At 67.2% G+C, this 26776-nt stretch carries 26 protein-coding genes; 11 read left to right on the top strand and 15 right to left on the bottom strand.

Translation table 11 applies throughout. From position 1 onward, the window contains the following. The first annotated feature begins 44 nt into the window (after nt 1-44). The 7 genes from ABNQ40_RS15900 (at nt 45) to ABNQ40_RS15870 (ending at nt 7084) form a co-directional block, all read left to right on the top strand. The gene (locus ABNQ40_RS15900; RefSeq protein WP_109490574.1) at nt 45-986 is read left to right on the top strand and encodes an ABC transporter permease; all 942 of its coding nucleotides are present in this window, start codon (nt 45-47) and stop codon (nt 984-986) included. A 14-nt stretch (nt 987-1000) separates the two neighbouring features. Then, a complete protein-coding gene (locus tag ABNQ40_RS15895) occupies nt 1001-1909 on the top strand; it encodes an ABC transporter permease (RefSeq protein ID WP_109490575.1) in 909 nt (302 codons plus the stop codon). A gap of 1 nt (nt 1910) precedes the next feature. Continuing rightward, entirely contained in the window at nt 1911-3515 is a 1605-nt protein-coding gene (locus ABNQ40_RS15890; protein WP_109490576.1) for an amidohydrolase family protein, read from the top strand. 38 nt (nt 3516-3553) lie between these two features. Next, entirely contained in the window at nt 3554-3937 is a 384-nt protein-coding gene (locus ABNQ40_RS15885; protein ID WP_109490577.1) for a RidA family protein, read from the top strand. Between the two features lie 64 nt (nt 3938-4001). After that, the gene (locus ABNQ40_RS15880) at nt 4002-5060 is read left to right on the top strand and encodes an alanine racemase (RefSeq protein WP_109490578.1); all 1059 of its coding nucleotides are present in this window, start codon (nt 4002-4004) and stop codon (nt 5058-5060) included. A gap of 21 nt (nt 5061-5081) precedes the next feature. After that, complete coding sequence (locus tag ABNQ40_RS15875; RefSeq protein WP_109490579.1) at nt 5082-6086, top strand: ABC transporter ATP-binding protein; 1005 nt, start codon at nt 5082-5084, stop codon at nt 6084-6086. Then, nucleotides 6083-7084: an ABC transporter ATP-binding protein gene (locus ABNQ40_RS15870; RefSeq protein ID WP_109490580.1), complete on the top strand. Its 1002-nt coding sequence runs from the start codon at nt 6083-6085 to the stop codon at nt 7082-7084. The genes ABNQ40_RS15875 and ABNQ40_RS15870 overlap by 4 nt, the downstream gene beginning before the upstream one ends. A 113-nt stretch (nt 7085-7197) precedes the next feature. Here ABNQ40_RS15870 and ABNQ40_RS15865 read toward each other — a convergent pair whose 3' ends face one another. From ABNQ40_RS15865 to ABNQ40_RS15795, 15 genes are all read right to left on the bottom strand, one after another. Next, nucleotides 7198-7860 (bottom strand): hypothetical protein, encoded by a 663-nt coding sequence (locus tag ABNQ40_RS15865; RefSeq protein ID WP_146255542.1) that lies wholly within the window; start codon nt 7858-7860, stop codon nt 7198-7200. Nucleotides 7861-7955: 95 nt separating this feature from the next. Then, nucleotides 7956-8990 carry a DGQHR domain-containing protein gene (locus tag ABNQ40_RS15860; protein WP_199235446.1) on the bottom strand — a complete coding sequence of 345 codons (1035 nt, stop codon included), beginning with the start codon at nt 8988-8990 and terminating at the stop codon, nt 7956-7958. Between the two features lie 273 nt (nt 8991-9263). Continuing rightward, a complete protein-coding gene (locus ABNQ40_RS15855) occupies nt 9264-9743 on the bottom strand; it encodes a VOC family protein (protein ID WP_109490582.1) in 480 nt (159 codons plus the stop codon). Between the two features lie 84 nt (nt 9744-9827). After that, nucleotides 9828-10262 (bottom strand): CopD family protein, encoded by a 435-nt coding sequence (locus ABNQ40_RS15850; protein ID WP_247880138.1) that lies wholly within the window; start codon nt 10260-10262, stop codon nt 9828-9830. Between the two features lie 36 nt (nt 10263-10298). After that, a complete protein-coding gene (locus ABNQ40_RS15845; RefSeq protein WP_109490584.1) occupies nt 10299-11249 on the bottom strand; it encodes a zinc-dependent alcohol dehydrogenase family protein in 951 nt (316 codons plus the stop codon). Nucleotides 11250-11351: 102 nt separating this feature from the next. Further along, entirely contained in the window at nt 11352-12311 is a 960-nt protein-coding gene (locus ABNQ40_RS15840; protein WP_109490585.1) for an isoaspartyl peptidase/L-asparaginase family protein, read from the bottom strand. A gap of 11 nt (nt 12312-12322) precedes the next feature. Further along, entirely contained in the window at nt 12323-13156 is an 834-nt protein-coding gene (locus ABNQ40_RS15835; RefSeq protein ID WP_109490586.1) for a M55 family metallopeptidase, read from the bottom strand. Then, nucleotides 13153-14247, bottom strand: coding sequence for a P1 family peptidase (locus ABNQ40_RS15830; RefSeq protein ID WP_109490587.1), 1095 nt, complete (start codon nt 14245-14247; stop codon nt 13153-13155). Before ABNQ40_RS15830 ends, ABNQ40_RS15835 begins: the two co-directional genes overlap by 4 nt. After that, nucleotides 14222-15106 (bottom strand): ABC transporter permease subunit, encoded by an 885-nt coding sequence (locus tag ABNQ40_RS15825; RefSeq protein ID WP_109490588.1) that lies wholly within the window; start codon nt 15104-15106, stop codon nt 14222-14224. Before ABNQ40_RS15825 ends, ABNQ40_RS15830 begins: the two co-directional genes overlap by 26 nt. Then, the gene (gene gsiC / locus ABNQ40_RS15820; protein WP_109490589.1) at nt 15103-16023 is read right to left on the bottom strand and encodes a glutathione ABC transporter permease GsiC; all 921 of its coding nucleotides are present in this window, start codon (nt 16021-16023) and stop codon (nt 15103-15105) included. Before gsiC ends, ABNQ40_RS15825 begins: the two co-directional genes overlap by 4 nt. Before the next feature lie 279 nt (nt 16024-16302). Beyond that, the gene (locus ABNQ40_RS15815; protein ID WP_109049801.1) at nt 16303-17835 is read right to left on the bottom strand and encodes a glutathione ABC transporter substrate-binding protein; all 1533 of its coding nucleotides are present in this window, start codon (nt 17833-17835) and stop codon (nt 16303-16305) included. Between the two features lie 46 nt (nt 17836-17881). Further along, nucleotides 17882-19810 (bottom strand): dipeptide ABC transporter ATP-binding protein, encoded by a 1929-nt coding sequence (locus tag ABNQ40_RS15810; RefSeq protein WP_109049800.1) that lies wholly within the window; start codon nt 19808-19810, stop codon nt 17882-17884. Further along, a complete protein-coding gene (locus ABNQ40_RS15805; protein WP_109049799.1) occupies nt 19807-20652 on the bottom strand; it encodes a D-amino acid aminotransferase in 846 nt (281 codons plus the stop codon). Before ABNQ40_RS15805 ends, ABNQ40_RS15810 begins: the two co-directional genes overlap by 4 nt. 55 nt (nt 20653-20707) lie before the next feature. Continuing rightward, on the bottom strand, nt 20708-21601 hold the full coding sequence (locus ABNQ40_RS15800; RefSeq protein WP_109049798.1) for a MurR/RpiR family transcriptional regulator: 894 nt from the start codon (nt 21599-21601) through the stop codon (nt 20708-20710). Between the two features lie 121 nt (nt 21602-21722). Continuing rightward, complete coding sequence (locus ABNQ40_RS15795; RefSeq protein ID WP_109049797.1) at nt 21723-22418, bottom strand: MORN repeat-containing protein; 696 nt, start codon at nt 22416-22418, stop codon at nt 21723-21725. 170 nt (nt 22419-22588) lie between these two features. On the opposite strand from ABNQ40_RS15795, the gene fliG reads away from it, so the two are divergent. From fliG to ABNQ40_RS15775, 4 genes are all read left to right on the top strand, one after another. Beyond that, complete coding sequence (fliG, locus tag ABNQ40_RS15790; protein WP_098737244.1) at nt 22589-23611, top strand: flagellar motor switch protein FliG; 1023 nt, start codon at nt 22589-22591, stop codon at nt 23609-23611. A 272-nt stretch (nt 23612-23883) separates the two neighbouring features. Continuing rightward, the gene (locus tag ABNQ40_RS15785; RefSeq protein ID WP_109049796.1) at nt 23884-24855 is read left to right on the top strand and encodes a TRAP transporter substrate-binding protein; all 972 of its coding nucleotides are present in this window, start codon (nt 23884-23886) and stop codon (nt 24853-24855) included. A gap of 102 nt (nt 24856-24957) precedes the next feature. Further along, on the top strand, nt 24958-25467 hold the full coding sequence (locus tag ABNQ40_RS15780) for a TRAP transporter small permease (protein WP_109049795.1): 510 nt from the start codon (nt 24958-24960) through the stop codon (nt 25465-25467). Nucleotides 25468-25470: 3 nt separating this feature from the next. Then, on the top strand, nt 25471-26772 hold the full coding sequence (locus ABNQ40_RS15775; RefSeq protein ID WP_109049794.1) for a TRAP transporter large permease: 1302 nt from the start codon (nt 25471-25473) through the stop codon (nt 26770-26772). Nucleotides 26773-26776 lie beyond the last annotated feature (4 nt).

Genomic DNA, 26776 nt, shown 5'->3' with positions numbered 1-26776 from the left:
CTCCGCTCAGGCGATACTTCCTGCTACGGTCCGGGACCGCAACCATGCTCGTTTACATCGTCCGCCGGTTCGCCGGCATGATGGTCGTCATGCTGCTCGTCGCCATGGTGGTCTTCCTGATCGCCCGCGTCGTGCCGGGCGATCCCGCCGCCGTCATGCTGGGGTCCTCCGCCACGCCGGAGGACATCGCGGCGCTGCGCAGCCGGCTCGGGCTCGACGAACCGCTGCTGACGCAGTTCCTGCTCTATCTCGGGCAGATCGTCCGCTTCGACCTCGGCGACTCCATCTTCCTGAACCGCCCTGTGGCGCAGGCGCTGGCCGAGCGGTCGGAGCTGACCGGGCTCTTGACCATGATGTCGGTGGGCATCGCCATGCTGATCGGCGTGCCGGTCGGCATCCTGTCGGCGGCCAAGCGCGGCGGTCTGGTCGACCAGACCGCGGTCGGGCTCGCCATGCTGGCGGCCAGCATCCCCAGCTTCTGGATCGGGCTGACGCTGATCAAGTATCTGGCGGTCGACCATGCCTGGTTCCCGGTCGCCGGCTACGGCCCGCCCGACGCCGACCTGCTGGAGCGCATGCGCCATCTGGTTCTGCCGGCCATCGCACTCGGGATTCCCAATTCGGCGCTGATCCTGCGCTTCACCCGCACCAGCATGCTGGACGTGATGAGCCACGATTACGTCCGCACCGCGCGGGCAAAGGGCCTGCCGCCGCTGGTCGTCGTGCTGAAGCATGCGCTGCGCAACGCGATGATCCCGATCCTGACGGTGATCGGCCTGACCACCGCGGTGATGATCGCCGGCGCCATCGTGACGGAAACCGTGTTCGGCCTGCCCGGCGTCGGCAACCTGATCGTCTCGGCCGTGCTGCGCCGCGACTATCCGGTGATCCAGGGCGCCCTGCTGGTGGTGTCCGCCATCTATGTGCTGATCAACCTGACGGTCGACCTGCTCTATGCCGTGGTCGATCCGCGGGTCCGTTATTGAGAGGGAGGGTTTCCATGGCAAGCGTCCCCGCCGGTCACGGCAACGTCCCCCTTCCCTCCTCGGCCAAGCCGCAGAACAGCCGCTCGCCGGCCGCCCTGCTGCTGCGCCAGCTGTTCCGCCGCCGGCTGGTGGTGCTGTCCTTCCTGGTCATGCTGGCGATCCTGGCGGTGGCGCTGCTGGCGCCCTGGATCACCCCCTTCAATCCGGCGAAGATGGACATCCTCGGCCGGCTGAAGCCGCCGACCGCCGCCCACTGGTTCGGCACCGACGAGTATGGCCGTGACGTGCTGTCCCGCGTGATGCTGGGCGCCCGGCTGTCGCTGCTGGTCGGACTGCTGGTGGTGGTGGTGGCGACGGTGCTCGGCACGTTGCTGGGGCTGGCCGCCGGCTATATCCGGCCGCTGGACGGCCTGCTGATGCGGCTGACCGACGCGCTGATGGCCTTCCCGGACATCCTGCTCGCCATCGCCTTCATGGCGGCGCTGGGGCCGTCGCTCTACAACGTCGTGCTGGCGCTCGGCATCGTCTACACGCCGCGCGTCGCCCGCGTGGTGCGCGCCGCCTGCCTTGTGGTGCGCGAGATGCCCTTCATCGAGGCGGCGACGGCGCTCGGCGCCTCCACCCCGCGCATCGTCTTCCTGCACATCCTGCCCAACCTGATGTCGCCGATCCTGGTGCAGGCCACCTTCATCTTCGCCTATGCCATCCTGACGGAGGCGGCGCTGTCCTTCCTCGGCGTCGGCGTGCCGCCGACCACGCCCACCTGGGGCAACATGATCGCCAGCGCCCAACAGTATTTCCAGCAGGCCGACTGGCTGATCCTGTTCCCCGGCTGCGCCATCGTCCTGACCGTTCTGTCGCTCCAGATCGTCGGCGACGGGCTGCGCGACGCGCTCGACCCCCGGCTCCAGAAGGCGAAGTAAGATGAGTGCCACTTTCCTCATCAAGGGCGCCCGCGTCATCGACGGCACCGGCGCCCCCTGGTTCCCGGCCGACGTGCTGGTGGAGCGCGGACGCATCGCCGCCGTCGGCCCGATGCTGGACGCAGCCGATGCCGAACCGCTGGAGGCACAGGGCCGTTTCCTCGCCCCCGGCTTCATCGACGCCCATTGCCACGACGATCTGATCCAGCTGCGTCAGCCCGGCCGGCCGGAGAAGGTGGCGCAGGGTGTCACCACCGTGGTGGTCGGCAACTGCTCCTTCGGGCTCTACCCGCAGAGCCCGGACAGCGGCGGCCCCTTGCGCGAGCATTTCGGCAACCTGCTGGGCACGGTGTCGGATCAGGAAACCTTCGCCGATTTCGCCGGCTACCGCGCAGCGCTCGACGGGCGCGGCACCGCCATCAACCTCGTCTCGCTGGTCGGGCACGCGGCCCTGCGCCTCGCCGTCATGGGCTGGCAGAACCGCGCCGCCACCGCCGAAGAGCGCGAGGCGATGGCAGCATTGCTGGCCGAGCAGCTGCGCCAGGGCGCGCATGGCCTGTCGCTCGGCCTCGTCTATCCGCCCAGCGCCTGGGCCGACCGCGCCGAGCTGGTGCGGCTGGCGGAGGTGGTGGCGGAGCATGGTGCACTGCTGACCGCCCATGTCCGCTCCTATGAAGGCGGGCTGATCGCCTCGGTGGATGAGTTCCTCGATCTGCTGAAGGCCGGCGGGGCGAGCGGCCTGCTCTCCCATCTGCAAGCCGCCGGGAAGCCCTATTGGGGCAGCCTGCCGCGCGCGGTGGAGCGGCTGGAGATCGCCCGTAAGGGCGGCACCGACGTCAGCTTCGACATGTACCCCTACCCCGCCGGCTCCAGCACCATCCTGCAACTGCTGCCGCCCTCGGCGCTGGCGGGCGGGGTGGAGGCGCTGCTGGCGCGGATGGCCGACGCCGACGGGCTGGCGGCGCTGCGCCGCGCGGTGGAAGGTGGCGAGGCCCCCAACGACGCCGGCTGGGAATCCAAGATCCGCCTGATCGGCTGGGAGAATGTCCGCATCGGCGGCGTTTCGGCGGATGACCTGCGCCCGCTGGAAGGGATGTCGCTGACCGAGATCGCCGGGATGGCGAAGGAGGCTCCGTTCGACACGCTGGTCCGCCTGATCCGCGCCGACCGCGGCCGCACCAACATCGTCATGTTCCAGCTGGCCGAGGCCGATCTGGAGACCGCGCTGTCGCACCCGCTGCACATGCTGGGATCGGACGGGCTGCCGCGCGAGACCGGCAAGCCGCACCCGCGCGCCTTCGGCAGCTTCCCGCGCTATCTCGCCCGCGCCATCAGGGGCGAGGGCGGGCTGGGGCTGGAGGATGCCGTGCGCCACATGACCGCGGTTCCGGCGCAGCGCTTCGGCCTGTCCGACCGCGGGCTGATCCGGCCGGGCATGGTGGCCGACCTGACCCTGTTCACCGCCGACGTGGCGGACTGCGCGACCTTCCAGGATCCGACACGCCCGCCCCACGGCATCACCGACGTGCTCGTCGCCGGACAGTTCGTCCTGCGCGACGGCGGGCACACCGGCGCGCGTCCGGGCAAGGCCCTGGCCCGCGCCTGATCCGTCAAGAACACAGTTTCAAAACCAGTGAGGACCCGATGAGCAACCGCAAGCCGATCTTCGCCGAAAAGGGTGCGAAGCCCGCCGGCCAGTACAGCCACGCCATCGTCGCGAACGGCTTCGTCTATGTGTCGGGCCAGGGGCCGCACCATCCGGAGACCGGCGCGCTGCCCGAGGATTTCGCCGGCGAGGTGCGCCAGACCCTGCGCAATCTGGAGATCATCCTGAAGGCCGCCGGCACCGACCTCGCCCATGTGGTGAAGGTCAACAGCTACCTCAGCGACCTCGGCCGCTTCCAGGAATACAACGCGCTCTATTCGGAGTTCTTCCCGACCGAGCCGCCGGCCCGCACCACCATCGGCTGCCAGCTGAACAACATCCAGGTCGAAATCGACTGCATCGCCGTGCTGCCGACGGCGTAACATTCCGAGCGGCCGATCCTGCCGGGGTCGGCCCCTTTCCTTTTGTCGCCTTTGGAGCGGTCCCATGCGCGTCGACGAACTCGACACCCCCGTCCCCGTCATCGACCTCGACCGGGTCGAGCATAACCTGACCAAGATGCAGGCCTATTGCGACCGGCACGGGTTGGCGCTGCGCCCGCACATCAAGACCCACAAGCTTCCCCAATTCGCCCTGCGCCAGATCGAGCTGGGCGCCGTCGGCATCACCTGCCAGAAGATCAGCGAGGCGATGGTGATGGCCGAGGCCGGCTGCACCGACATCCTGCTGACCTACCCCATCGTCGGCGCCGCCAAGGTGTCGCCGCTGGCCGAGCTGGCCGGCAAGACGAAGCTGACGGTGGCGCTGGACAACGCCGTGGCGCTCGACACCGTGGCAGCCGCTGCTGCCGAGGCCGGCGTCGAGATCGGCATCCTCGTGGAGTTCGACAGCGGCGACGGCCGTTGCGGCGTGCAGACCCCGGACGAGGTGCTGACGCTGGCCCGCCGCGCCGCCGGCAATGGCTTGACCCGCTTCCGCGGCCTGATGACCTACCCGCGCGGCCCCCGCACCGTGCCCTTCGTCACTGAGACGCGCGCCCTGCTCGACGGCGCCGGCATCGCGGTGGAGACGGTGTCGGTCGGCGGCACCCCCGGCTGCTGGGACACCCATGAGCTTCCCGGCGTGACCGAGCTGCGCGTCGGCACCTACATCTACCACGACCGCGCCACCGTCGGCGTCGGTGTGGCGACGCTGGAGGAGTGCGCCGTGCAAGTGCATGCCACCGTGGTCAGCCGCCCCACCCCCGACCGCGCCGTTCTGGATTGCGGCAGCAAGACGCTGTCGAGCGACCGCGTCGCCCCGTCGGTGGGCGAAGGCTACGGCCTGATCCTCGACTATCCCGACGCGGTGATCGTCCGCGTCAACGAGGAGCATGCGGTGGTCGACCTCAGCCGGAGCACGGCGAAGCCGGAGATCGGCGACCGCGTGCGCATCCTGCCCAACCATGTCTGCGTGGTGACCAACCTGCACGACCGCATGGCGATCACCCGCAACGGCGAGGTCGTCGGCGACTGGCCGGTGCCGGCGCGCGGCTGCACCCGCTGAACCCAACTCCGGGATCCCGTCATGGACGCTGACCTCACGCTCGACATCCGCAACCTGCAAACCCACTTCACCGCCGATCCCGGCGTGTCGAAGGCGGTGGACGGCGTGTCCTTCGCCGTACGCCGCAACGAGACGCTGGCCGTCGTCGGCGAATCCGGCAGCGGCAAGTCGGTGACCAGCCTGTCGGCGATGCGGCTGATCCCGTCGCCGCCGGGCATCATCGCAGGCGGCGAGATCCTGTTCCGCGGCCGCGACGGGCAGGTGCGCGACCTCGCCCGCCTCAGCGAGCGGGCGATGCGCAGCGTCCGCGGCAACGAGATCGGCATGATCTTCCAGGAGCCGATGACCTCGCTGAACCCGGTCTACACCGTCGGCGACCAGATCGGCGAGGCGCTGCGCTACCACCAGGGCCTCGACCGCCGGGCGGCGCGGGCCGAGGCGCTGGCCATGCTGAAGAAGGTCGGCATCCCGGCGGCGGAGCGGCGGCTGGACGAGTATCCCCACCAGATGTCGGGCGGCATGCGCCAGCGCGTGATGATCGCCATGGCGCTGGCCTGCCGCCCCACCCTGCTGATCGCCGACGAGCCGACCACGGCGCTGGACGTGACCATCCAGGCGCAGATCCTCGACCTGATGCGGCGGCTTCAGGAGGAGACCGGCACCTCGATCCTGTTCATCACCCACAATCTGGGCGTGGTGGCCGAAGTGGCGCACCGGGTGGTGGTGATGTATTCCGGCCGCATCGTCGAGGAAGGCGATGTGCGCTCCCTGTTGAAATCGCCCAGGCACCCCTACACCCGCGGGCTGCTGGCCTGCATGCCGCATCTGGGCCAGCGCCGCGGCGACGGCGGCCGGCTGTACGCCATCCCCGGCAGCGTGCCGAGCCCGGTGAACCGCCCGGCGGGCTGCACCTTCGCCCCACGCTGCGCGCTGGCCGAACCCGCCTGCATCGCCGCCGAACCCGTTCTGGAGCCGGTCGGCCCCGACCATTCCGCCCGCTGCCGCCGCTGGAGAGACGTGCAATGAGCACTGACGTCATGACCGAACAGCCCCTGCTGAGCGTCCGCAATCTGGAGAAGCGCTTTCCGGTGCGCGGCGGGCTGCTGCAACGGCCGGTCGGCTGGGTGAAGGCGGTGGACGATCTGTCCTTCGACCTGAACCGCGGCGAGGTGCTGGGTCTGGTCGGTGAGTCCGGATCGGGCAAGACCACCGCCGGGCGCAGCATCCTGCGGCTGATCGAGCCGACCGGCGGCTCCATCCGCTTCAACGGGCAGGAGATCACCGGCTTGGGCACGGCGGAGATGCGGGCGCAGCGCCGCCGCATGCAGATCGTCTTCCAGGACCCCTATGCCAGCCTCGACCCGCGCCAGCGCGTGCGCGACGTGATCGGCGAGGCCCTGACGATCCACGGCATCGGCACCCGCGCCGACCGCCGCGACCGCGTGGCGGCCCTGCTGGAGAAGGTGGGCCTGAGCGCCGACGCCATGGACCGTTTCCCGCACGAATTCTCCGGCGGCCAGCGCCAGCGCATCGGCATCGCGCGTGCGCTCGCGGTGGAACCCGACTTCATCGTCGCGGACGAGCCGGTGTCGGCGCTCGACGTCTCGGTGCAGGCGCAGGTGGTTAATTTGCTGGGCGATTTGCAGCGCGAGCTGGGGCTGGCGGTGCTGTTCATCGCCCATGATCTGGCGGTGGTGCGCTACATCAGCGACCGGGTGGCGGTGATGTATCTCGGCCGCCTGATGGAAATCGCGCCGAGCGACAGCCTCTACGAGCGCCCGCGTCACCCCTACACCATGGCGCTGCTGTCGGCCGCCCCCGACCCGGACCCCGACGCGCCGAAGTCCCGCATGCTGCTGGACGGCGACGTGCCGAGCCCGATGAACCCGCCGTCCGGCTGCGTCTTCCGGACGCGGTGCCCGTTCGCGCTGCCGGCCTGTGCCGAGCCGGAGGCAAGGCAGTTGCGAGAGGTGGCGCCGGGGCATTCGGTGGCGTGCATTCGGGATGATGTGGGGACGGGGTGATAACAAACAGAGATTACGAATGAGCGATAAGAAAATAATTTGTCATAACTTGCTACTGAGCGCCAGAATGCGAGATAATATCCTGATAATCTCTAATATTGATGATATAATATTTAGTTTTGACTTACCAAACGCGCCCATTCAGCAATCTGCCCCGTATCATCAGTCACTTTCTTCACTAGAAACTTAATATCTTCATCGCTCAACCGCCTTCCATAAGTATTCATTTCTCCAATCAGAAGCTTTATCGCCAAGATTGGAAAGGCTAATGCGGCGTGGTCAGGATCAAAGGGATATAGAAAGCGAGTGTCTCCAATATATGAATTGAGGCTCCTTCGAAGCCCCTGCTCCGTTATACTTTCCATCCATTTAGGGACATTGGGCTCAAAATATTTCGCTTTTCCATAGTTGACTTCCTCTCGACGGGCCTTCATCCATCTAGGAGGCTCCAAACCAGAAATAGGCTGGCTAAGAAGCAAATGGTGAGGTATCTTATTAGTAAAAAGATTGATTACAAGGCCATGCGTCCCACCTTTAGCCTCTGAATTACTTGGCTTCCGAAAATATTGACCGGCAACAGACTCAATAATCTTCGGCTTTTCATCAACATAAAACACCCCAAATCCTCTTAGGGCTAGCAAGGATCTCAGAGAATAAAAACAAGAGTAGTATAGCTTAGCTGTTGCCCAAGAGAAAAATCCACCATCAATTGCTCGACAAGCGTCGGCAATGCAAATCAACGCAGAATAGCAGTAGCTCTCAGCATCGACTTTCAACGAATTTGAAAGCGTCTGGGCCTCTAAATGAGTTAGAGGACTTATCTGAGACGCTCCATATCGGTGAGCGCACCATATACCAGCAGTGTGTAGCATTAGACGTCAAACTCGCCTACAGCATCTTGTGGCTCGAACAATGAAACCAGTCTATCGAACACAACCCTGGGGGCATCCTTACCCCCAACCCCCTTTACTTCCTCTTGCAGGACTACAGTACTCGGCTCAAGCCTTATAACTCTCTCGAGTAAATCTCTACGGAACGATCGCCTTTGAGCACAATATGGTATTAGTCGACGCTTGAAGAACTCAATGCCACCTGAGAATCCAGACGCATATTGAAACGCGTTTTTTGGATCTCCCCAACGATCTCCGCATTTTGAGGCAATGACACCCCAGAAGTTCATAAGGGCTAACTTCTGAGTCTCAAGAGAATCGAGCCCAATCTGTTCGAAATCACCCTTTTTTTCAAAAAGAGGCTTAAGTTCCGTCACGGCTGTGGAAAGCGCGATGCCTCCTTTACGGCGTGGTTCGCCCGGGTATTTAAACATTCCAAAGTAAGGAGAACCATCTTCCGAATTGAGAGCATCAACTATATCCCTTGCTCTTAGAGCTGCATCATCAACCAGAGCTTCGCCCGCAAGTTCATAGAGATCGTAAACCAAACTCTTAGGAACTGGCTTCTGCTCAGTATTGATTGCCAAGAAAATATTCGCGCATTGCTGCGGCGAAAGACCATCATAGATACTTACCGGAACTTGGAAGCTCCCCATTTCTGGCTTTTCTTCAATCGCCGCTCGCATTCCTGCCACTCGGTGTTGGCCGTCAATAATCTGTGCAGCCCGTTCCACTTCCGGAATCTGGAACATCTCACCATTCGCAAGAATGGGATGATCAGGAACAGCCCAGTTTAAAATAATGTTCGAAGGAAAATCACCGCCACTCAGCATGAAATCCTTAATTGAACTAATTCTCCGTGTACTGAGCACTCGCTGAATAGCTCCAGGCTCATTGTCACGACCTCTCACAGCAGCATAACTAATCTTCGCAATCAGCGACGCTGGCAAGGTGAGTTGGAGGAACTGCTTGCTATGCTGTTCAACCCAAATGCCTTTATAGCCCGCTGTATCCACGACGAATCTCCTAATCCCAGCAAGTAAGCAGTAAAAAGTAGCAAATGCGCCAACCTTTAGCACGATGCAACATTGATGCATACGTCCCTAGGGTTTAGTAGAACGAATCGCCGCCATATGTCTAGACAGTTTTTGTTCAGAGGACTCATGCTATACGTTGAGATTGCCTCAAAAATTTATCGGCATCGTATCAGCGGTGATAGCGCTGGGTTACTGGATGAATTCCCATGGAAATCGCTGTTTCAGGCGCGAATCCGGCACCGGAGTAGTGCCTCACCCCCTCCTCGCCGCCTCAATCGCCGCCACATCGATCTTCCTCATCCCCATCATCGCCTCGAACGCCCGCTTGGCTTCCTCTCCGCCCGCCGCCAGCGCATCGGTCAGCACGCGCGGCGTGATCTGCCAGGAGATGCCCCAGCGGTCCTTGCACCAGCCGCAGGCGCTCTCCTGGCCGCCGTTGCCGGTGATGGCGGTCCAATAGCGGTCGGTCTCCTCCTGGTCGTCGGTGGCGATCTGGAACGAGAAGGCTTCGCTATGCGTGAAGGCCGGGCCGCCGTTCAGGCCGAGGCAGGGGAGGCCGGCGACGGTGAACTCGACCGTCAGAACGTCGCCCGCCTTGCCGGACGGGTAGTCGGCGGGGGCGCGGTGGACGGCGGTCACCGCGCTGTCGGGGAAGGTCTCGGCATAGAAGCGGGCGGCGGCCTCGGCGTCCTTGTCGAACCAGAGGCAGATCGTGGTCTTGGCGACGGCCATGGGGGGTCCTTTCGCACTGAAACCGAACCGGCCGGGCACAGGGTCGAACGGGCCGGCCCCTCCCGGTCCGACACCATACCGTGTTCAGTAGGGCTTCACCACCACCAGCGTCACGATGGCGATGGCCCCGGCGATCACCGCCAGCGGGGAGAAGCGCAGCAGACCGGAGACCGGCCGCGCATCCGGCCCGGACGCCGCGTCGCCCAGCCGGCGCAGCCCGGCGGCGAGCTTGCCGTGCAGGGCGGAGAGGGCGGTGACAATGATCACTTTCGCCACCAACCACGGCTCGAAGCCCCAGCCGCCGACCACCACCAGCGTGATGCCCAGCAGCCACGCCAGCCCCATCGCCGGGGAGGTCACGCGGCGCTCCCAGCGGGCGGCGGCGCGCAGCAGGCGGGCCGGTCCTTCCTCGGCGGCGGTCGTGGCGTCCAGGGCGCTGATCAGGATGGCGGCGGCGGACATCCCCAGGATCCAGAGCGTCACCGCCGTGACGTGCAGCCCGATAAGCCAGATATACACCACGACCGTCCTTCGAAAGCCCGGCCCGACCTCGCGTCAGGCGCCCACTTGCAGGATGATCTTACCGCGGCCGTGGCCGGAATCGAGCCGCTCGTGCGCCTTGCCGACCTCTTCCAACGGCAGGACGGCATCGACGATCACTTTGGCCTGCCCGCGCACGAACAGCGGCGCCATCTCGCGCAGCCGCGCGCCCTCGCGGGTCAGGAAGGTGCCGTAGAGGGTCTGGTTCTTCACATAGAGCGCGTTCAGGTCGCCGGTCGGCGGCAGGATGGTGGCGATGCGGCCGAAGGGGCGCGTGACCTGGGTGCTCAGCGGCACATTGCCGCCGGCGGTGTCGAAGGACGCGTCCACCCCTGCCCCGCCCGCCTCGCGCAGGATTTGGTCCACCACGTCGGCGTCGCGGTAGTCGAGCGTCACGTCGGCGCCGAGATCGCGCATCGCCTCGTGGTTGGCCTTGCTGGCGGTGGCGAGCACGCGGGCGCCGGCCGCCTTGGCGAACTGGATGGCGAAGCTGCCGACGCCGCCGGCCCCGCCATGGATCAGCACCGTCTCGCCCGGCCGCACCGCCAGACGCCGCACGATGGCCTCCCACGCCGTGCCGCCGGCCAGCGGGATGCCCGCCGCCTCGACATGGGAGAGGCCGGCCGGCTTGTGGGCGACGATGGACGCGGCGGCGACGGTGTATTCGGCATAGCTGCCGTTGGGATTGCCGAAGATCTCCGGGGTGTAGAACACCTCGTCGCCGGGCTTGAAGCCGGTCACGCCGGGGCCGGCCTCCTCCACCACGCCCGACACGTCATAGCCCAGCACCGCCGGGAAGGGGATGCCGGCCCAGCTTCCGGCCTGACGAATCTTGGCGTCCACCGGGTTGGTGCCCGACGCCACCACCCGCACCAGCAGTTCGCCCGGCCCCGCGACCGGGCGCGGCCGGTCCTGAAGTTCGAACACGTCGGGACCGCCGAACCGCGAAATCACCATCGCCCGCATGACGCCATCCTCCGTTCCGGCTGTTGCACTGATGAAGCAGCAACGTGGGACGCCGCCCTCCGCCTGTCCAGCGGGGACAAGGGGGACTCTCTTGCCGGAGGGTCAGCCGATGCGGAACTCCTCGCGGTGGATCGCCGTCATCGGCAGCCCTTCCGGGCCGATGGCGCCGCGATACATGCCGGAGCAGTTGAAGGGCAGCGCCACCCGGCCGTCGCGGTCGATGGCGATCAGGCCGCCGGAGCCGCCGATCACGCCCAGCTCGTCCACCACGTCGCCGGCGGCGCGCTCCAGGGTCTGGCCGGCCCAGCGCATGCGGGCGTCGATCTCGTGGGCGGCGCAGCGGCGGATGAAATGCTCGCCGTGGCCGGTGGCGGAGACCGCGCAGGTGATGTTGTCGGCGAAGGTGCCGGCCCCGATCACCGGGCTGTCGCCGACGCGGCCCTTGGCCTTGGCGGTCATGCCGCCGGTCGAGGTGGCGGCGGCGAGATTGCCGTCGCGGTCGCGGGCGACGGCGCCCACCGTGCCGTGGCGGCGCTGCTCGTCTCCATCGTCGGGGGTGCCGGAGCGGCGGCGCTCAAGCTCGGCCTGGAGGGCGTCCCAGCGCGGCTGGGTGAAGAAATAGGGGGCCTCCTCCATCGCCAGACCCTGGCGGCGGCAGAGATCCAGCGCGCCCTCGCCGATCAGCAGGACGTGTTCCGTGTGCTCCATCACCGCGCGGGCGGCCAGGATGGGGTTGCGCGGACCGAACAGGCCGGCCACCGCACCGGCGCCGCGGTCGCGGCCGTCCATGATGGCGGCGTCCATCTCCTGCACGCCCTCGGCGGTGAAGACAGCGCCGCGGCCGGCGTTGAACAGCGGCTCGTCCTCCAGCGCCATCACGGCGGCTGTCACGGCGTCGAGCGCACTGCCGCCGTCGGCCAGCACCTCGTGCCCGGCGGCCAGCGCCCGGCGCAGGCCGGCGTGGTAGCCCTCGGTCAGCGCCGGGGTCAGGGCGCTGCGCTTGATGGTGCCGGCGCCGCCATGGATGGCAAGGGCGAAAGGCTGCGGGTGGGAAATGGTCATGGGGGTAGGTCTCAGCGCAGGGTGGCCGACATGGCGGACAGGGTGTTGATCCAGCCGAGCGCGGCGGCCATGCTGGCGGCCGGCAACCGGATGGTGACGGGATCCAGGCGCTCCGACACCGGGATCAGCGACGCCAGATCGGCCAGCGCCGGGCTGTTCATCTCGATCTCCAGCCGGTAAGGCGCGCCGTCGGCCTGCGGCGGCACGCGGAAGGGCGGGATGCTCGCCGCGCGGCGGACGGCGCGGCTTGCGGCCTCGCGGATGCGGTCGCGGGCGACCGACGGGGCCACGGAGCGGGCGGCCCTCTGGCCGAGCGCCTGCTTGACCACCACCTGTTCGGCGTCCGGGAACAGCGACGCCATCTCGGCGGCGAAGCGGTCGTCGCCGCTCAGCAGGATCACCGGCACGCCGATCTCGCCGGCATAGGCGCCGTAATTGCCGGCCTCCCCCAGTTCCAGCCCGTTCACCCGGACGCGGCCGAAGGCGAAGCTGTTGGTGGTGTGGGCGAGGATGCCGTACTGGCGGGCGGAGGTGTGGAAGCCGACGCACATCACCCCGGCGGCGTCCGGCTCCAGCCCGGCGAACATGCCGATGGGCTTGGGCCGGCCGAGGATCAGTTCGGCGGCCGGGTGCAGTTCGTCCGGCAGCAGATTGACCATCGGGCCGTGGCTGTCGTTGACCAGGATTTCGCTGGCTCCGGCCTCCAGCGCGCCTTCGATGGCGGCGTTGACTTCGGCGGTCATCAGGCGGCGGGCGCGCTCGTACTCGGCATTGCCCGGCGTCACCTGCTGCTGGGAGACCACGCCGGCCACCCCTTCGATGTCGGCGGAGATGTAGATCTTCACGGAATGCTCCCGGAAATCAGTAGGTCTGACAGGCAGGGCCGGGTGGCGCCGTCGCGGCCCACCACCGGCGTGGCGGCGGCCAGCGCGTCGAGGACGGCTTCCTGCGTCGCGTCGGCCATCGCCTCGAACAGCGCGTCGATGCGGCGCTCGTTCAGCATGCGCAGGGGGATGATGTCGGCCCGCTCGTCATGGTCGATGCGGTTGGCGGTGGTGAAGCCCAGCGCGATGTCGCCGCTGCCATGGCCCCAGAAGGATCCCACCCGCGCCAGCCCGACTCCGGCGCGGCGGATCACCCGGCGCAGCTGGCGGTGGTCGAGCGGCACGTCGGTGGCGGCGATGACGATGACGGAGCCCTTCTCCGGCGCATCGTCCCTGGCCGGCAACGCGACGCGGCGACCATCGGGCAAGCGTAGTTCGCCCGGCCGGCCGAAATTCGCCAGCACCAGCACGCCGAGGTGATGGCGCTTGCCGTCCAGCTTGAGGCGGCGCGAGGCGGTGCCGATGCCGCCCTTGAAGCCGAAGCAGGACATGCCGCGACCGGCGCCGACCGAGCCGACCGTGACCTCCGCACCGTCCGCGTCGGACAGCGCGGCGGCGAGGGCGGCGGCGGCGTGGGCCTCCGTCACCGCCAGAGCCTGGATGTCGTTCAGCGGGCCGTCGTTGCACTCCATCACCAGCGGATTGACGGTGGCGGTGGTGCGGCCGATGTCGGGGTTGGCGGCGACGGCGTGGCGGACCAGGGCGGTCGACGCGGTGCCAACCGACAGGGTGTTGGTCAGCAGGATCGGGGTTTCCAGCGCGCCGAGTTCCTCCACCTGCATCAGCCCGACGCTCTTGCCGAAGCCGTTCAGCACCTCGGCCGCAGCGACGGGCTTGTCGCGGTAGAGGTTGCCGGCATGGGGCAGGATGGCGGTGACGCCGGTCTGGATCGAACCGTCATCCAGCGTGACATGGCCGACGCGCACGCCCGGAACGTCGGTGATGGCGTTGCGCGGCCCCGGCGTCAGCCGGCCGCAGGCGAGCCCGAAGGCCCGCGCGCGTCTGCCGCCGTCAGCGGAGCCCGGCTCAGCGGAGTTTCGGGTCGAGGGCATCGCGCAGTCCGTCGCCGAGCAGGTTGAAGGCCAGCACCGTCAGGAAGATGGCGAGACCGGGATAGAAGGTGACGTGGCTGGCGACGCCGATGTAGCTGCGCCCATCGGCCAGCATGGCGCCCCATTCCGGGCTGGGCGGCTGGGCACCGAGACCGATGAAGCTGAGGCTGGCCGCCGTCAGGATCGAGGTGCCGATGCGCATCGAGACATAGACGATCACGCTGGGCAGCGTGCCGGGCAGGATGTGGCGGACCATCAGCAGCCGGTCGCGCACGCCGATGGCACGGGCGGCGTCGACATAGACCGCGCGCTTCAGCGACAGCGTGCTGCCGCGCACCAGACGGGCGAAGACGGGGACGCTGAAGATCGCCACCGCATAGATGACGTTCTCGATCCCCGGCCCCAGGATGGCGACGATGCCGATGGCGAGCAGGATGCCGGGGAAGGCCAGCAGCACGTCGCAGACGCGCATGATGAGGCTGTCGATCCAGCCGCCGCGGAAGCCGGCGATCAGGCCCAGCGCCACGCCGGCCACCCCGCCGAGCAGCACCGACAGCAGGCCGACCGCCAACGAGATGCGGGCCCCCCACAGGATGCGGCTCAGGATGTCGCGACCGTAAGCGTCGGTGCCGGCCCAATGGTCGGCCGAGGGGCCTTCCAAAATGCGGTCGTAATCGAAGGCCGCCGGGTCGAAGGGGGCGATCCACGGCGCCGCCGCCGCGGCCAGCACCAGCGCCAGCAGACAGACTCCTGCCGCCATGGCGGTGCGGTTGCGCCGGAACTTACGCCAGAACTCGCGCAGCGGCGAGCGGACGGCTTCGTGGCTCACAGCCACGGCGGTTGCGTCTGTCGTGGTCATGAGTAGCGAATCTCGGGGTTGGCGAAGGCGTACAGCACATCGACCAGCAGGTTGATGATGATAAACTCCAGCGAGAACAGCAGGATCTCCGCCTGGATGACGGTGTAGTCGCGGTAATTGACGCTATCCACCAGCAGCCGGCCCAGCCCCGGCCAGGAGAACACCGTCTCCACCACGATGGACCCGCCGAGCAGGAAGCCGAACTGCAAACCGACCATGGTGATGATCGGGATCAGCGCGTTGCGCAGCGTGTGCTTCCACACCACCAGCCGGGCCGGCACGCCCTTGGCCCGCGCGGTGCGGACGTAATCCTCGCGCGCGATCTCGATGAAGGCGGAGCGGGTGAAGCGCGCCATCACCGCGGCGACGCCGAGGCCGAGCGTCAGCGACGGCATGACGTAATGCTGCCACGTGCCGTAGCCGCTGGTCGGCAGCCAGCCGAGCTTGACCGAGAACAGGTCGATCATCAGCAGCCCGAGCCAGAAGGACGGGAAGGCGATGCCCGACACCGCCACCACCATACCGACATGGTCCTGCCAGCGCCCGCGCCTGGTGGCCGACGCGACGCCGATCAGCAGGCCCGCCAGCGTCGCCCACACCATGGCGACGATGGTGAGGTAGAGCGTGGGCAGGAAGCGTTCGCCGATCTCCTGCGACACCGGCCGCTTGGATTTCATCGACCGCCCGAACTCGCCCTGCACCGCATTGCCGAGGAAGCGGCCATACTGCACCCACAGCGGCTGGTCGAGACCGAGATCCTGGCGCACCAGTTCGACGTCCTGCTGGGTCGCATCCGGCCCGGCGACCAGCCGCGCCGGATCGCCCGGCAGCAGATGGACGAAGCCGAAGACGAAGACGGAGATCACCAGCAGAACCGGCAGGATGCCGGCAAGACGGCCGACGAGATATTTCAGCATGGGGCAGAGGTCCTGGTGGAGGCGGCGAAGAAATTCCCTCTCCCCCCTGGGGAGAGGGTTAGGGTGAGGGGGCAGCACGGGCCTCAGCCCGTGCCAGGGGATGGCGAAGGGGCAGTATGCCCCTTCGCGGCGCGCAAGCGCGCCGGCCCCCTCACCCTCCCCACCGCTACGCGGCGGGTCCCCTCCCTCTCGCCGCTATCGGCGGACCGAAGGTCCGCCTGTCGCGTCAGCGCAAACTTCGTTTGCGCGAGAGCGGGGGAGAGAGGGCGATTTTTCACATCACTGCAGATCGGCCTCTTCCATCTGCAGGCCGCCGTCGGCGACGTAGTAGAAGCCGGTCAGCTTCTTCGACTTGCCGGCCAGCAGGTTCTCGACGCCGAGGAAGATCCAGGGCGCATCCTTCCAGATCTGCTCCTGGGCGACGCGGTAGGCCTCGGCGCGCTTGGCGGTGTCGGCGGTGCCGATGCCGGTCTCGATGGCGGCGTCGACCGTGTCGTTCTTGTAGTAGGCGACGTTGAAGAACTTCGGCGGGAAGCCCTTGCCCCACAGCAGCGGGCGCAGGCCCCAGTCGGCGTCGCCGGTCGAGGCCGACCAGCCGCCATACTGCATCTGCACCGTGGCATCCTCCGGCTTTTCGACACCCCAGACGCGGGCGGTCTCGACACCGGATTCGAGCGGGGTGACGGTCAGCTTGACGCCGATCTGCGACAACTGCTGCTGGACGAACTGCATGCCGCGGATGAAGTTGGTGCTGTTGCGGCCGAACATCTCGGCCTCGAAGCCGTTCGGATAGCCGGCTTCGGCCAGCAGCGCCTTCGCCTTGGCAAGGTCGTAGGTGTACTGGTTCGGCTGGGTGACGTGGAAGCCCAGCTTGGACGGGATCGCCGAATCCAGCGGGCCGGCATAGCCGCGATAGACCACCTTCGCGTAGGCGTTCTTGTCGATGGCGTAGTTCAGCGCCTGACGGACCCGCGGGTCGTTGAACGGCTTCTTCATGGTGTTCATCGCCACATAGCGGGCGATGATCGACGGGGCGTCGATCAGCTCAAGCTGGGTGTTGGCCTCCACCATCTTCACCATCTCGGGCGGCAGCGGATAGATGAACTGCGCCTCGTTGGTCTGGAGCATGGCGATGCGGCTGCCGTTCTCCGGCACGCTCTTCAGCGTGACGTGGTCGATCTTCGGCAGGCCCGGCTTCCAGTACTTGTCGTTCTTCTCGACCTTCAGCGTGTCCGCTTCCCAGCTGACGAACTTGTAGGGGCCGGTGCCGACCGGATGGCGGCCGATCTCCTTGCCAAAGGTCTCCAGCGCCTTCGGGCTGTGGATCATGGCGCCAGGATGGGCGAGGTTGTTGTTCAGCGCGCCGAAGGGCTGCGACAGCTTCAGCGTGATGGTGTAGTCGTCGACCACCACCGTCTCGGCCAGCATCGCCAGCAGGCTCTGGCGCTTCAGCCGGTTGGCCGGGTTGGCGAGGCGGTCGAAGTTGGTCTTCACCGCCTGGGCGTTGAAGGGCGTGCCGTCATGGAAGGTGACGTTCTTGCGCAGGCGGTAGGTGTATTCGGTGGCGGTGTCGTTGACGGTGAAGCTCTCGGCCAGCAGCGGCACCAGCTTCATGTCCTTGTCGAAGCCGAACAGTCCCTGGAGCATGGTGCGGCTGGCCGACTGCGACAGCGTGTCGTTGATGTCGGCCGGGTCCAGCGTGGTGATGTTGTCGGGCAGGCCGACAACGAGGTCCTTTGCGGCGAAGGCCGGACCGGCCAGCGCGGTGCCGGCGAGCAGGCCGGCGAGAAGCGGAAGGGCGAAGCGGTTCACGTGTAGGCTCCCTGCTTTTTTGGTTCAGAAATCGCCGTCGGCAAACTCAGAAATCGCCGCCGACGGCGTGGCGCGCGACGAAATGGTCCTCGCCGACCGGTACCAGCGGCTGCACCGTCGGCTCGTCGCCGATGGAGCGGATGGGGCTCGGGATTTCGCCTGTCAGCAGCCGCAGGTCGCGGGTGCGGCGGCTGGGATCGGCGATCGGCACCGCCGCCATCAGGCGGCGGGTGTAGGGATGCTGGGGATTCTCGAACACGGCGCGGCGGGGGCCGAGTTCGACGATCTGGCCGAGATACATCACCGCGACGCGGTGGCTGACCCGCTCCACCACCGCCATGTCGTGGCTGATGAACAGGTAGGACAGGCCGCGCCTGGCCTGAAGCTCCATCAGCAGGTTGACGATCTGCGCCTGGATCGACACGTCGAGCGCAGCCACCGCCTCGTCGGCGATGATCAGCTTGGGGTCGCAGGCGATGGCGCGGGCGATGCAGATGCGCTGGCGCTGGCCGCCGGAGAATTCGTGCGGATAGCGGCGCGCATGTTCCGGCTTGAGGCCCACCTGGGTCAGCAGTTCCGCCACCCGCTCCTCGATGGCGCGGCGGCGCGACAGGCCCGGCCTGGATGCGGGCGCATAGTCATGGACCAGCATCGGCTCGGCGACGCTGAAGCCGACGGTCATGCGCGGGTTCAGCGAGGCGAAGGGATCCTGGAAGATGTACTGGATCTTCTCCTTCAGCTTCGCCTGACCGTTGGAATCGAGCGTCGCGGTGTCGAGGCCGTCGAAGCGGATGGTTCCGGAGGTGGCGGACTGGAGCCCCATGATGGTGCGGCCGGTGGTCGACTTGCCGCAGCCGGACTCGCCGACCAGCGCCAGCGTCTCGCCCGGACGGACGGCGAAGCTGACCTTCTCCACCGCATGGACGCGGGCCTTGAGCGAGCCGAAGATGCCCTTGCGCACGTCGAAACGGGTGGTGAGGTCGCGCACCTCCAGAAGCGGGGCGTCGGCGGCACGCACGGTGTCCTGCACCGGCGGTGGAGCCGGAGGAGCGGCCTCTGCCCCCCCGGCGTCCACCTTGGCCTCGTCCACCACCAGCAGCGGGAAGCGCACCGGCAGATCCTGGCCGCGCAAGGCGCCCAGCTTCGGCACGGCGGACAGCAGCGCCTTGGTGTAGGGGTGCTGCGGCGCCTGGAAGATGCGCTCGACGGGCCCCTCCTCCACCTTGCGGCCGCGCCACATCACGACGACACGGTCGGCCACCTCCGCCACCACGCCCATGTCGTGGGTGATGAAGATGACGCCCATCCCCATCTCGTCCTGCAACAGGCGGATCAGCCGCAGGATCTGCGACTGGATGGTGACATCGAGCGCGGTGGTCGGCTCGTCGGCGATCAGCAGCGACGGCTTGCAGGACAGCGCCATGGCGATCATCACGCGCTGGCGCATGCCGCCCGACAGCTGGTGCGGATGGCGGTCGAGCAGCCGGGCCGGTTCGGGAATGCGAACCTTCTCCAGCATGCGCAGCGCCTCCGCCCGCGCCGCCTTGCGGTCGAGACCCTGGTGCAGCATCACCGCCTCGGCGATCTGGTCGCCGATGGTGAAGACCGGGTTCAGCGACGTCATCGGCTCCTGGAAGACCATGGCGATGTCGTTGCCGCGCATGTCGGTCAGCGCTTCGGCCGGCGGCGTGGCGAGGTCGCGCTCGCGCCCGTCGCGCCCCTTGAAACGGATGCGCCCGCCGACGATGCGGCCGCCGGCATAATCGACCAGCCGCATCAGCGACAGCGAGGTCACCGATTTGCCCGAGCCGGATTCGCCGACGATGGCGACCGTCTCGCCGGGCGCCACGGTGAAGCTGACATCGTCGACGACGCGCAGGGGCCCGTGGTCGCCGTCGAAGGCGACGCTCAGCCCCTCCACCGACAGCAGAGCCGGTGCAGTGTCGACCGCTTTCACGGCAGCGGCACCGCTCATCGGGACAGCCTTTCGGCGAACAGCGCGAACAGGCGGCGCCAGACCATGCCCGGCGCGCCGCTGCCGACCGGCTTGCCGTTCAGGCTGGTGACGGGGGTGATTTCCTTGGTGGTGCTGGCGATCCAGATCTCGTCGGCCGTTTCCAGTTCCGCCGCCGGGATGTCGCGCTCCTCCAGCCGCAGGCCGGCCTCCGCCGCCAGCCGCAGGATGACGATGCGGGTGATGCCCTGGAGGATGCGGTTGTCGTTGATCGGGGTGGCGATGACGCCATCCTTCACCACGAAGATGTTGGTGGCGGCTCCCTCGGTCACCAGACCGTCGCGCAGTTGCAGCGCATCGACCACGCCGGCATCGGTCGCCGCCTGCTGCGCCAGCACGCTGCCCAGCAGCGCCACCGTCTTCAGGTCGCAGCGGCCCCAGCGGATGTCGGGGATGGTGATGGCGGCGACGCCCTGGTCGCGCCACGCCGCGGGCGGGCGCTTCAGCGGGCTGGCCATGCCGAACACCGACGGGGTGACGCCGGCCGGGAAGGCGTGGCCGCGGCTGGATGCGGCACCGCGGGTGACCTGGAGATAGACCGTCAGGTCGCCGTCGATGCCGGACTCCGCAGCCAGCCGCTCCATGATGCCCAGCCAGTCGCCGGCCGACAGCGCGCAGTCGATGCGCAGCTCCGACATGCCGCGTTGCAGGCGGGCGATGTGGGCCTCCGGCTCGAACAGGCGGCCCTGGTAGGCCGCGGTCACCTCATAGAGGCCGTCGGCGAACAGGAAACCGCGGTCCAGCGGCGACACATGGACCTCGTCCAGCGGCAGGTAACGCCCGTTCCAATAGGAGATCGTCATCGCTTTCCAACTTCTTCGGCGCGTGGAGGGGAAGGCCCCGGTTGATCGGCCCGGATCACTCCGTCGGGCGGTTCGATTTCGGCACGACGTGGAGGTAGGGCAGGATGCGTTCGGCGACGTCGGCGGCCTGTCCGACGCTGTCCGGGCCGGAGCGGGACAGCGCGGTACCCAGCGCCACGATCAGCGCCATCAACCCAGTGGGCGAGCTGTGGCGCACGCCATGGTCGGCCCCGGCCAGCAGGGTGACGTCGGCCAGCGGCACGATGGGGCTGTCCGGCGCATCGGTCAGCGCGATGGCCTTGGCCCCACGCTCCCGGCACAGCTGCAGATGCTCGATGGTCCGGCGCGAATAGCGCGGCGAGGTGATGGCGATCACCAGATCGCCGGGCCTGACCGTCATCAGCCGGCGGATGGTGCGCTCGGTGCCGGCGAACTCGATGGCTTCGCGGACGTTGTCGACATAGGGCTCCAGCACGTCGGCCAGGAACAGGGCGAGATAGGCGCTGTCGCCGAGGCCGAGCGCCACGACGCGGCCGGCCTCGCGGATCAGCCGGATCGCGGCCTCGCACTGCTCGGGTTGGAGCAGCTCCATGGTGCGGGCGATGTTGCCGGCGTCGCTGGCCAGCGATTCCCGCATGATCTCGGCGTTGGAGGTGTCGCGCTGGACGGCGACGCGCAGCTTTTCCACCGGCGCGAAGGTCGATTCGAAGGCGCGCAGCAGGTCTTCGCGGAACTCCGGAAAGCCGTCATAGCCGAGGAAGCGGGCGTAACGGTTGACCGACGCCACCGACACTTCGGCCGCCGCCGCCAGTTCGCCGATCTTCAGGGTCGCGGTGCGGAAGGGATAGGCCAGCGCCCACTCCCCCACCTTGGCGAGGGCGGCCGGAAGCTGCTGCTGGCAGTTCTGCATGCGGATCAGCAGCGATCCCGTCTGAATGGGCGGCTCCATCCCCCGATCCCCCTCAACAGCGTCAGCACGGCCCTTGTGAGTACAGAATTACAGGAATGGCATATTTCTGTAAATCCATTTTCACATATGGCCGTATGCCGTCTGTGCGGGGGCCAAGCCGTCAGCGGGAACGGTCGCGAAGGAGTCGGTCGGACTGGTTCAGCCAGTCTTCCAGCTTCTGCGGCCGGCCGGCGCGGGCCGGCGGCGTTGGCCGACTGGGGTCGGCGTCCGCGGCCGCCGGGATGGAGGCCGATTGGGGCGGGCGGTCAAGCGCGGCACCGGCGCCGACGGTGCCCCGGGCGTCGATCCGCGGACGATAACGGCGGCCGTCGGCAGTGACGAACTCCCCCTCTCCGGTCGGGCGGTTGCGCTGGAAGCGGCCGACATATTTGTTGCCGCTGGGGAAGGTGAGCGTGCCGAAGCCGGTCCGGCGGTCGTCCTGCCACTCCCCCTCATAGACGCGGCCATCGGCCCAGACATGGGTCGCCTGACCCGAGACCAGCCCATTGCTGAAATTCCCATCGAGGCGGCGGCCGTCGCGCCAGGTGACGCGCCCCTGCCCTTCCATCCGCCCGTCGACCAGCGTGCCCTCCACCTGCCCGTCATAGCGGCCGTCATAGAACCAGCTGAGCACGCCGGGTCCGCCGGCCCAGCCGTCCGGACAGGCGCCGGACCAGCGGACGGTCTTGCGCCGGTCGGGATACTGGTCCCACACCCGGCAGTCGGAGCCCTCGACGGTCACCGCCCGTTCCGCCAGGGCGGAAGCCGGCAGGAAGGTGAGCAGACAGGGCAGCAGAAGGGCGGCACGGGCGGACATGAAGGCCACCTTTCGCGGGGGGATGGGGATGCAACCTCCAACCGTCCCTGTCCGGATTCGGTTCCGAAATGCCTGTTTTCGTATGCCCCCGGCGTCTTCCTTATCGTTTGTTAACGATGTTTGCCGCAATGATCGCGCATCAATGGATCAGCGCATCGTGAAGGGTAGCAATGGCTCAGAAGGTTCGTGAGGACTACCGGACCCTCACCGGCCCGGAAAAGGCCGCCATCATGATGCTGGCGCTGGGCGAGGAGCATTCGTCCAAGCTGTTCTCCCTGATGGACGACGAGGAGATCAAGGAGCTGTCCCAGGTGATGGCCAACCTGGGCACCGTGTCGGCCAACCTGATCGAGCGCCTGTTCGTCGAGTTCGCCGAGCAGATGTCGTCGAGCGGCACCGTCGTCGGCTCCTTCGATTCGACCGAGCGGCTGCTGCTGAAGACCCTGCCGAAGGACAAGGTCGACCAGATCATGGAGGACATCCGTGGTCCGGCCGGCCGCACCATGTGGGACAAGCTGACCAACGTGAACGAGTCGGTGCTGTCCAACTATCTGAAGAACGAATATCCGCAGACCGTCGCCGTCGTCCTGTCCAAGATCCGCTCCGACCATGCCGGCCGCGTCCTGGCGCAGCTGCCGGAAAGCTTCGCCATGGAAGTGATCATGCGCATGCTGCGCATGGAGGCGGTGCAGAAGGAGGTTCTGGACGACGTGGAGCGCACGCTGCGCACCGAGTTCATGACCAACCTCGCCCGCACCAGCCGGCGCGACAGCCACGAGATGCTGGCGGAGATCTTCAACGGGCTGGACCGCACCACCGAGCACCGCTTCATGGCGGCGCTGGAGGAGCGCAACCGCGACAGCGCCGAGCGCATCAAGTCGCTGATGTTCACCTTCGAGGATCTGTCGAAGCTCGACCCCAGCGGCGTCCAGACGATGCTGCGGACAGTGGACAAGCAGAAGCTGGGCACCGCGCTGAAGGGCGCGTCGGAGTCGCTGAAGGATCTGTTCTTCTCCAACATGTCCGAGCGCGCCGCCAAGATCCTGCGCGAAGACATGGCGGCGATGGGTCCGGTCCGCGTCCGCGACGTGGACGAGGCGCAGATGTACATGGTGCAGCTGGCGAAGGATCTGGCCGCCCGCGGCGAGCTGGTCCTGGCCGAGGGCAGCGGCGAGAACGAGCTGATCTACTGACCGGCGGGTGCGGTGCAACCGATAAGCGGCGGGCAGCGCTGACTTTTTTCCCGCCGGGCCTCACACGGGGTTTGACGGACGGTTCGGAACGGTGAACCTTTGGAGTCCGAATAAGGGCGGGATCAGGGGGGCGGCACGCGCCCTCCTCCGACCGGCCAGAAGGCCGGCGGATGCCGCATCGGGCAACAACAGGGGGCTTTTCGAACATCATGACCGCTCACACGCTGCACTCCCGACTCATTGGCCGGATGGCCGGTTCGGCCACTGCCCGGATGGCCGGTCCCATTGTCGCCGGCCTGCTGGGGCTGGGCGTCGCCGCCGGGCCGATGGCGGCCGCGGCCGAGACCTGGGACATGCCGACCCCGTATCCGGACACGAACCTGCACACCATCGTGGTGAAGCAGTTCGCCGACGACGTGAAGGCGGCCACCGCCGGCAAGATCCAGATCACCGTCCATTCCAACGGCTCGTTGATCCGCCATCCGGAGATCAAGCGCGCGGTCCAGTCCGGACAGGCCCAGCTGGGCGAAGTGCTGATCAGCTCCTGGGCGAACGAGGATCCGCTCTACGGCCTCGATTCGGTGCCCTTCCTCGCCACCGACTTCAAGTCCGCCCACAAGCTGTACGAGGTCTCCAAGCCCTATCTGGAGAAGAAGCTGGAGCGCCAGCGCCTGAAGCTGCTCTACTCGATCCCGTGGCCGCCGCAGGGCCTGTATGTGAAGGACGAGATCCAGTCGGTCGAAGGGCTGAAGAGCCAGAAGTTCCGCGCCTACAACCCGGCCACCACCCGCATCGCCGAACTGAGCGGTGCCATCCCGGTGAAGATCGAGGCGGCCGAAGTGGCGCAGGCCTTCGGCACCGGCATCGTCACCGCGATGATCACCTCGGCCGCCACCGGCGTCGACACCAAGGCCTGGGATTTCGTGAAGGTCTATTACGACGTGCAGGCCTGGCTGCCGCGCAACATGGTGTTCGTCAATTCCGAGGTCTGGAAGGGGCTGGACGCCGGCACCCAGAAGGCGATCCAGGACGCCGCGGCGAAGGCCGAGGCCACCGGATGGGCCGAGTGGGAGAAGAAGACGGCCGATCTGAACAAGACCATGTCCGACAACGGCATGAAGGTCCTGCCGCCGTCCGACAAGCTGAAGGAAGGCCTGTCCGCCATCGGCAAGACCATGACCGCGGAATGGACCAAGGCGGCCGGCGCCGACGGCGAGGCGATCATTTCCGCCTTCGGCAAGTAACCGGTCCGGATGCCTCCGGCCGGCACCGCCCCAGAAATGGCGGCCGGCCGGGCTCCCTCCAAGCCCCTTCGCTCCGTCCCGACCGCAGGAGGTGGTTGCGCCATGCGCACCGCACTGTCCATCCTTTACCGCGCCGCCGAGATCCTGGGCGCGGTCCTTCTTGCCGCCATCGCCGTCCTGATCGTGACGCAGGTGGTCTCCCGGCTGCTCAACGTCATGGTGCCGGGGGCCGACGAGCTTGCCGGCTACTGCATGGCGGCGTCCTTCTTCCTGATGCTGGGGCCGGCGCTGCGCCGCGGCGCGCACATCCGCGTCGGCGTGCTGGTGGAACGGCTGAACGGCGCCGCCCGCCGCGTGATGGAACTGCTCTGCCTGGGCTTCGCCACCGCGCTTAGCGGCTATTTCGCTTGGTACTGGGTGCGCATGACCTACGATTCCTACGATTTCGGCGATCTCAGCCAGGGCGTGCTGCCGGTCCCGCTGTGGATGCCGCAGGCGCTGATGGCGGTGGGTCTGGTGGTGCTGGTCATCGCCTTGATCGACGATCTGCTGGCCGTGTTGCAGGGGCGCGACGCCTCCTACCAGCATGCCGGCATGCAGAGCGAGGGCTGAGCGATGGATCAGACGACCGCATCCATCGTCGTCGTGGTGACGATGTTCCTGATGCTGGGGGCCGGCGTGTGGGTGGCGCTGGCGCTGGCCGGCGTCGGCTTCGTCGCCATGGCGCTGTTCACCGCAAGGCCGGTGGGCATGGTGATGGCGACCAACATCTGGGGGGCCAGCACCTCCTGGACGCTGACCGCCTTGCCGCTGTTCATCTGGATGGGCGAGATCCTGTTCCGCACCCGCATCTCGTCCGACATGTTCAAGGGACTGGCACCCTGGACCGGCTGGCTGCCCGGCCGGCTGATGCATGTGAACATTATCGGCTGCTCGATCTTCGCCGCGGTGTCCGGCTCGTCCGCCGCCACCGCCGCCACCATCGGCCGCATGACCATTCCGGAACTGAACCGCCGCGGCTACGACCCGATGATGACGCTGGGCTCGCTGGCCGGGGCCGGCACGCTGGGGCTGCTGATCCCGCCGTCGATCATCATGATCGTCTATGGCGTGGCGGCCGACGTGTCGATCGCCCGGCTGTTCATCGCCGGCGTCATTCCCGGCATCGTGCTGACCGGCCTGTTCATGCTGTATGTCGGCGGGTGGTCGCTGCTGAATCCCGGCCGGGTGCCGCCGCCCGAACCGTCGCAGAGCTTCGGGGAGAAGATCCGCGACACCGGCGCGCTGATCCCGGTCATGCTGCTGATCGCCGCGGTGCTGGGCTCGATCTATGTCGGCATCGCCACCCCGACGGAGGCCGCCGGCATCGGCGTGCTGGGCTCGCTGGTGCTGGCGCTGGTGACCGGCACGCTGAACTGGACGACCTTCCGCGACAGCCTGTTCGGTGCCGCCCACACCTCCTGCATGATCGGCTTCATCCTGGCGGGTGCCGCCTTCCTGACGGTGGCGATGGGCTATACCGGCATCCCGCGCCTGCTGGCGGAATGGATCACCACCATGCAGCTGTCGCCGGCGGCCCTGCTGGTGGCGCTGACCGCCTTCTTCGTGGTGATGGGCTGCTTCCTCGACGGCATCTCGATGGTCGTGCTGACCACCTCGGTCATCCTGCCGATGGTGCAGCGGGCGGGCATCGACCTGCTGTGGTTCGGCATCTACATCATCATCGTGGTGGAGATGGCGCAGATCACCCCGCCGGTCGGCTTCAACCTGTTCGTCCTGCAATCGATGACGGGCAAGGACATCTTCACCATCGGCAAGGCCAGCCTGCCTTTCTTCCTGCTGATGGTGGTGATGGTGGCGCTGCTGTGGGTGTTCCCCGGCATGGTGTCGTGGCTGCCGTCGATGATGATTGGTTAACGAG

The sequence above is a fragment of the Azospirillum sp. A23 genome (genome assembly GCF_042938965.1).
GTDB classification, from domain to species: Bacteria; Pseudomonadota; Alphaproteobacteria; order Azospirillales; family Azospirillaceae; genus Azospirillum; species Azospirillum melinis.
This window is presented reverse-complemented; position numbering and strand designations above follow the sequence as displayed.

Coding starts and splice junctions, on each gene's coding strand:
- ABNQ40_RS15900 (WP_109490574.1), top strand. CDS start 45: ATGCTCGTTTACATCGTCCGCCGGTTCGCCGGCATGATGGTCGTCATG.
- ABNQ40_RS15895 (WP_109490575.1), top strand. CDS start 1,001: ATGGCAAGCGTCCCCGCCGGTCACGGCAACGTCCCCCTTCCCTCCTCG.
- ABNQ40_RS15890 (WP_109490576.1), top strand. CDS start 1,911: ATGAGTGCCACTTTCCTCATCAAGGGCGCCCGCGTCATCGACGGCACC.
- ABNQ40_RS15885 (WP_109490577.1), top strand. CDS start 3,554: ATGAGCAACCGCAAGCCGATCTTCGCCGAAAAGGGTGCGAAGCCCGCC.
- ABNQ40_RS15880 (WP_109490578.1), top strand. CDS start 4,002: ATGCGCGTCGACGAACTCGACACCCCCGTCCCCGTCATCGACCTCGAC.
- ABNQ40_RS15875 (WP_109490579.1), top strand. CDS start 5,082: ATGGACGCTGACCTCACGCTCGACATCCGCAACCTGCAAACCCACTTC.
- ABNQ40_RS15870 (WP_109490580.1), top strand. CDS start 6,083: ATGAGCACTGACGTCATGACCGAACAGCCCCTGCTGAGCGTCCGCAAT.
- ABNQ40_RS15855 (WP_109490582.1), bottom strand. CDS start 9,743: ATGGCCGTCGCCAAGACCACGATCTGCCTCTGGTTCGACAAGGACGCC.
- ABNQ40_RS15845 (WP_109490584.1), bottom strand. CDS start 11,249: ATGCGGGCGATGGTGATTTCGCGGTTCGGCGGTCCCGACGTGTTCGAA.
- ABNQ40_RS15840 (WP_109490585.1), bottom strand. CDS start 12,311: ATGACCATTTCCCACCCGCAGCCTTTCGCCCTTGCCATCCATGGCGGC.
- ABNQ40_RS15830 (WP_109490587.1), bottom strand. CDS start 14,247: ATGCCCTCGACCCGAAACTCCGCTGAGCCGGGCTCCGCTGACGGCGGC.
- ABNQ40_RS15825 (WP_109490588.1), bottom strand. CDS start 15,106: ATGACCACGACAGACGCAACCGCCGTGGCTGTGAGCCACGAAGCCGTC.
- gsiC (WP_109490589.1), bottom strand. CDS start 16,023: ATGCTGAAATATCTCGTCGGCCGTCTTGCCGGCATCCTGCCGGTTCTG.
- ABNQ40_RS15810 (WP_109049800.1), bottom strand. CDS start 19,810: ATGAGCGGTGCCGCTGCCGTGAAAGCGGTCGACACTGCACCGGCTCTG.
- ABNQ40_RS15805 (WP_109049799.1), bottom strand. CDS start 20,652: ATGACGATCTCCTATTGGAACGGGCGTTACCTGCCGCTGGACGAGGTC.
- ABNQ40_RS15800 (WP_109049798.1), bottom strand. CDS start 21,601: ATGGAGCCGCCCATTCAGACGGGATCGCTGCTGATCCGCATGCAGAAC.
- ABNQ40_RS15795 (WP_109049797.1), bottom strand. CDS start 22,418: ATGTCCGCCCGTGCCGCCCTTCTGCTGCCCTGTCTGCTCACCTTCCTG.
- fliG (WP_098737244.1), top strand. CDS start 22,589: ATGGCTCAGAAGGTTCGTGAGGACTACCGGACCCTCACCGGCCCGGAA.
- ABNQ40_RS15785 (WP_109049796.1), top strand. CDS start 23,884: ATGGCCGGTCCCATTGTCGCCGGCCTGCTGGGGCTGGGCGTCGCCGCC.
- ABNQ40_RS15780 (WP_109049795.1), top strand. CDS start 24,958: ATGCGCACCGCACTGTCCATCCTTTACCGCGCCGCCGAGATCCTGGGC.
- ABNQ40_RS15775 (WP_109049794.1), top strand. CDS start 25,471: ATGGATCAGACGACCGCATCCATCGTCGTCGTGGTGACGATGTTCCTG.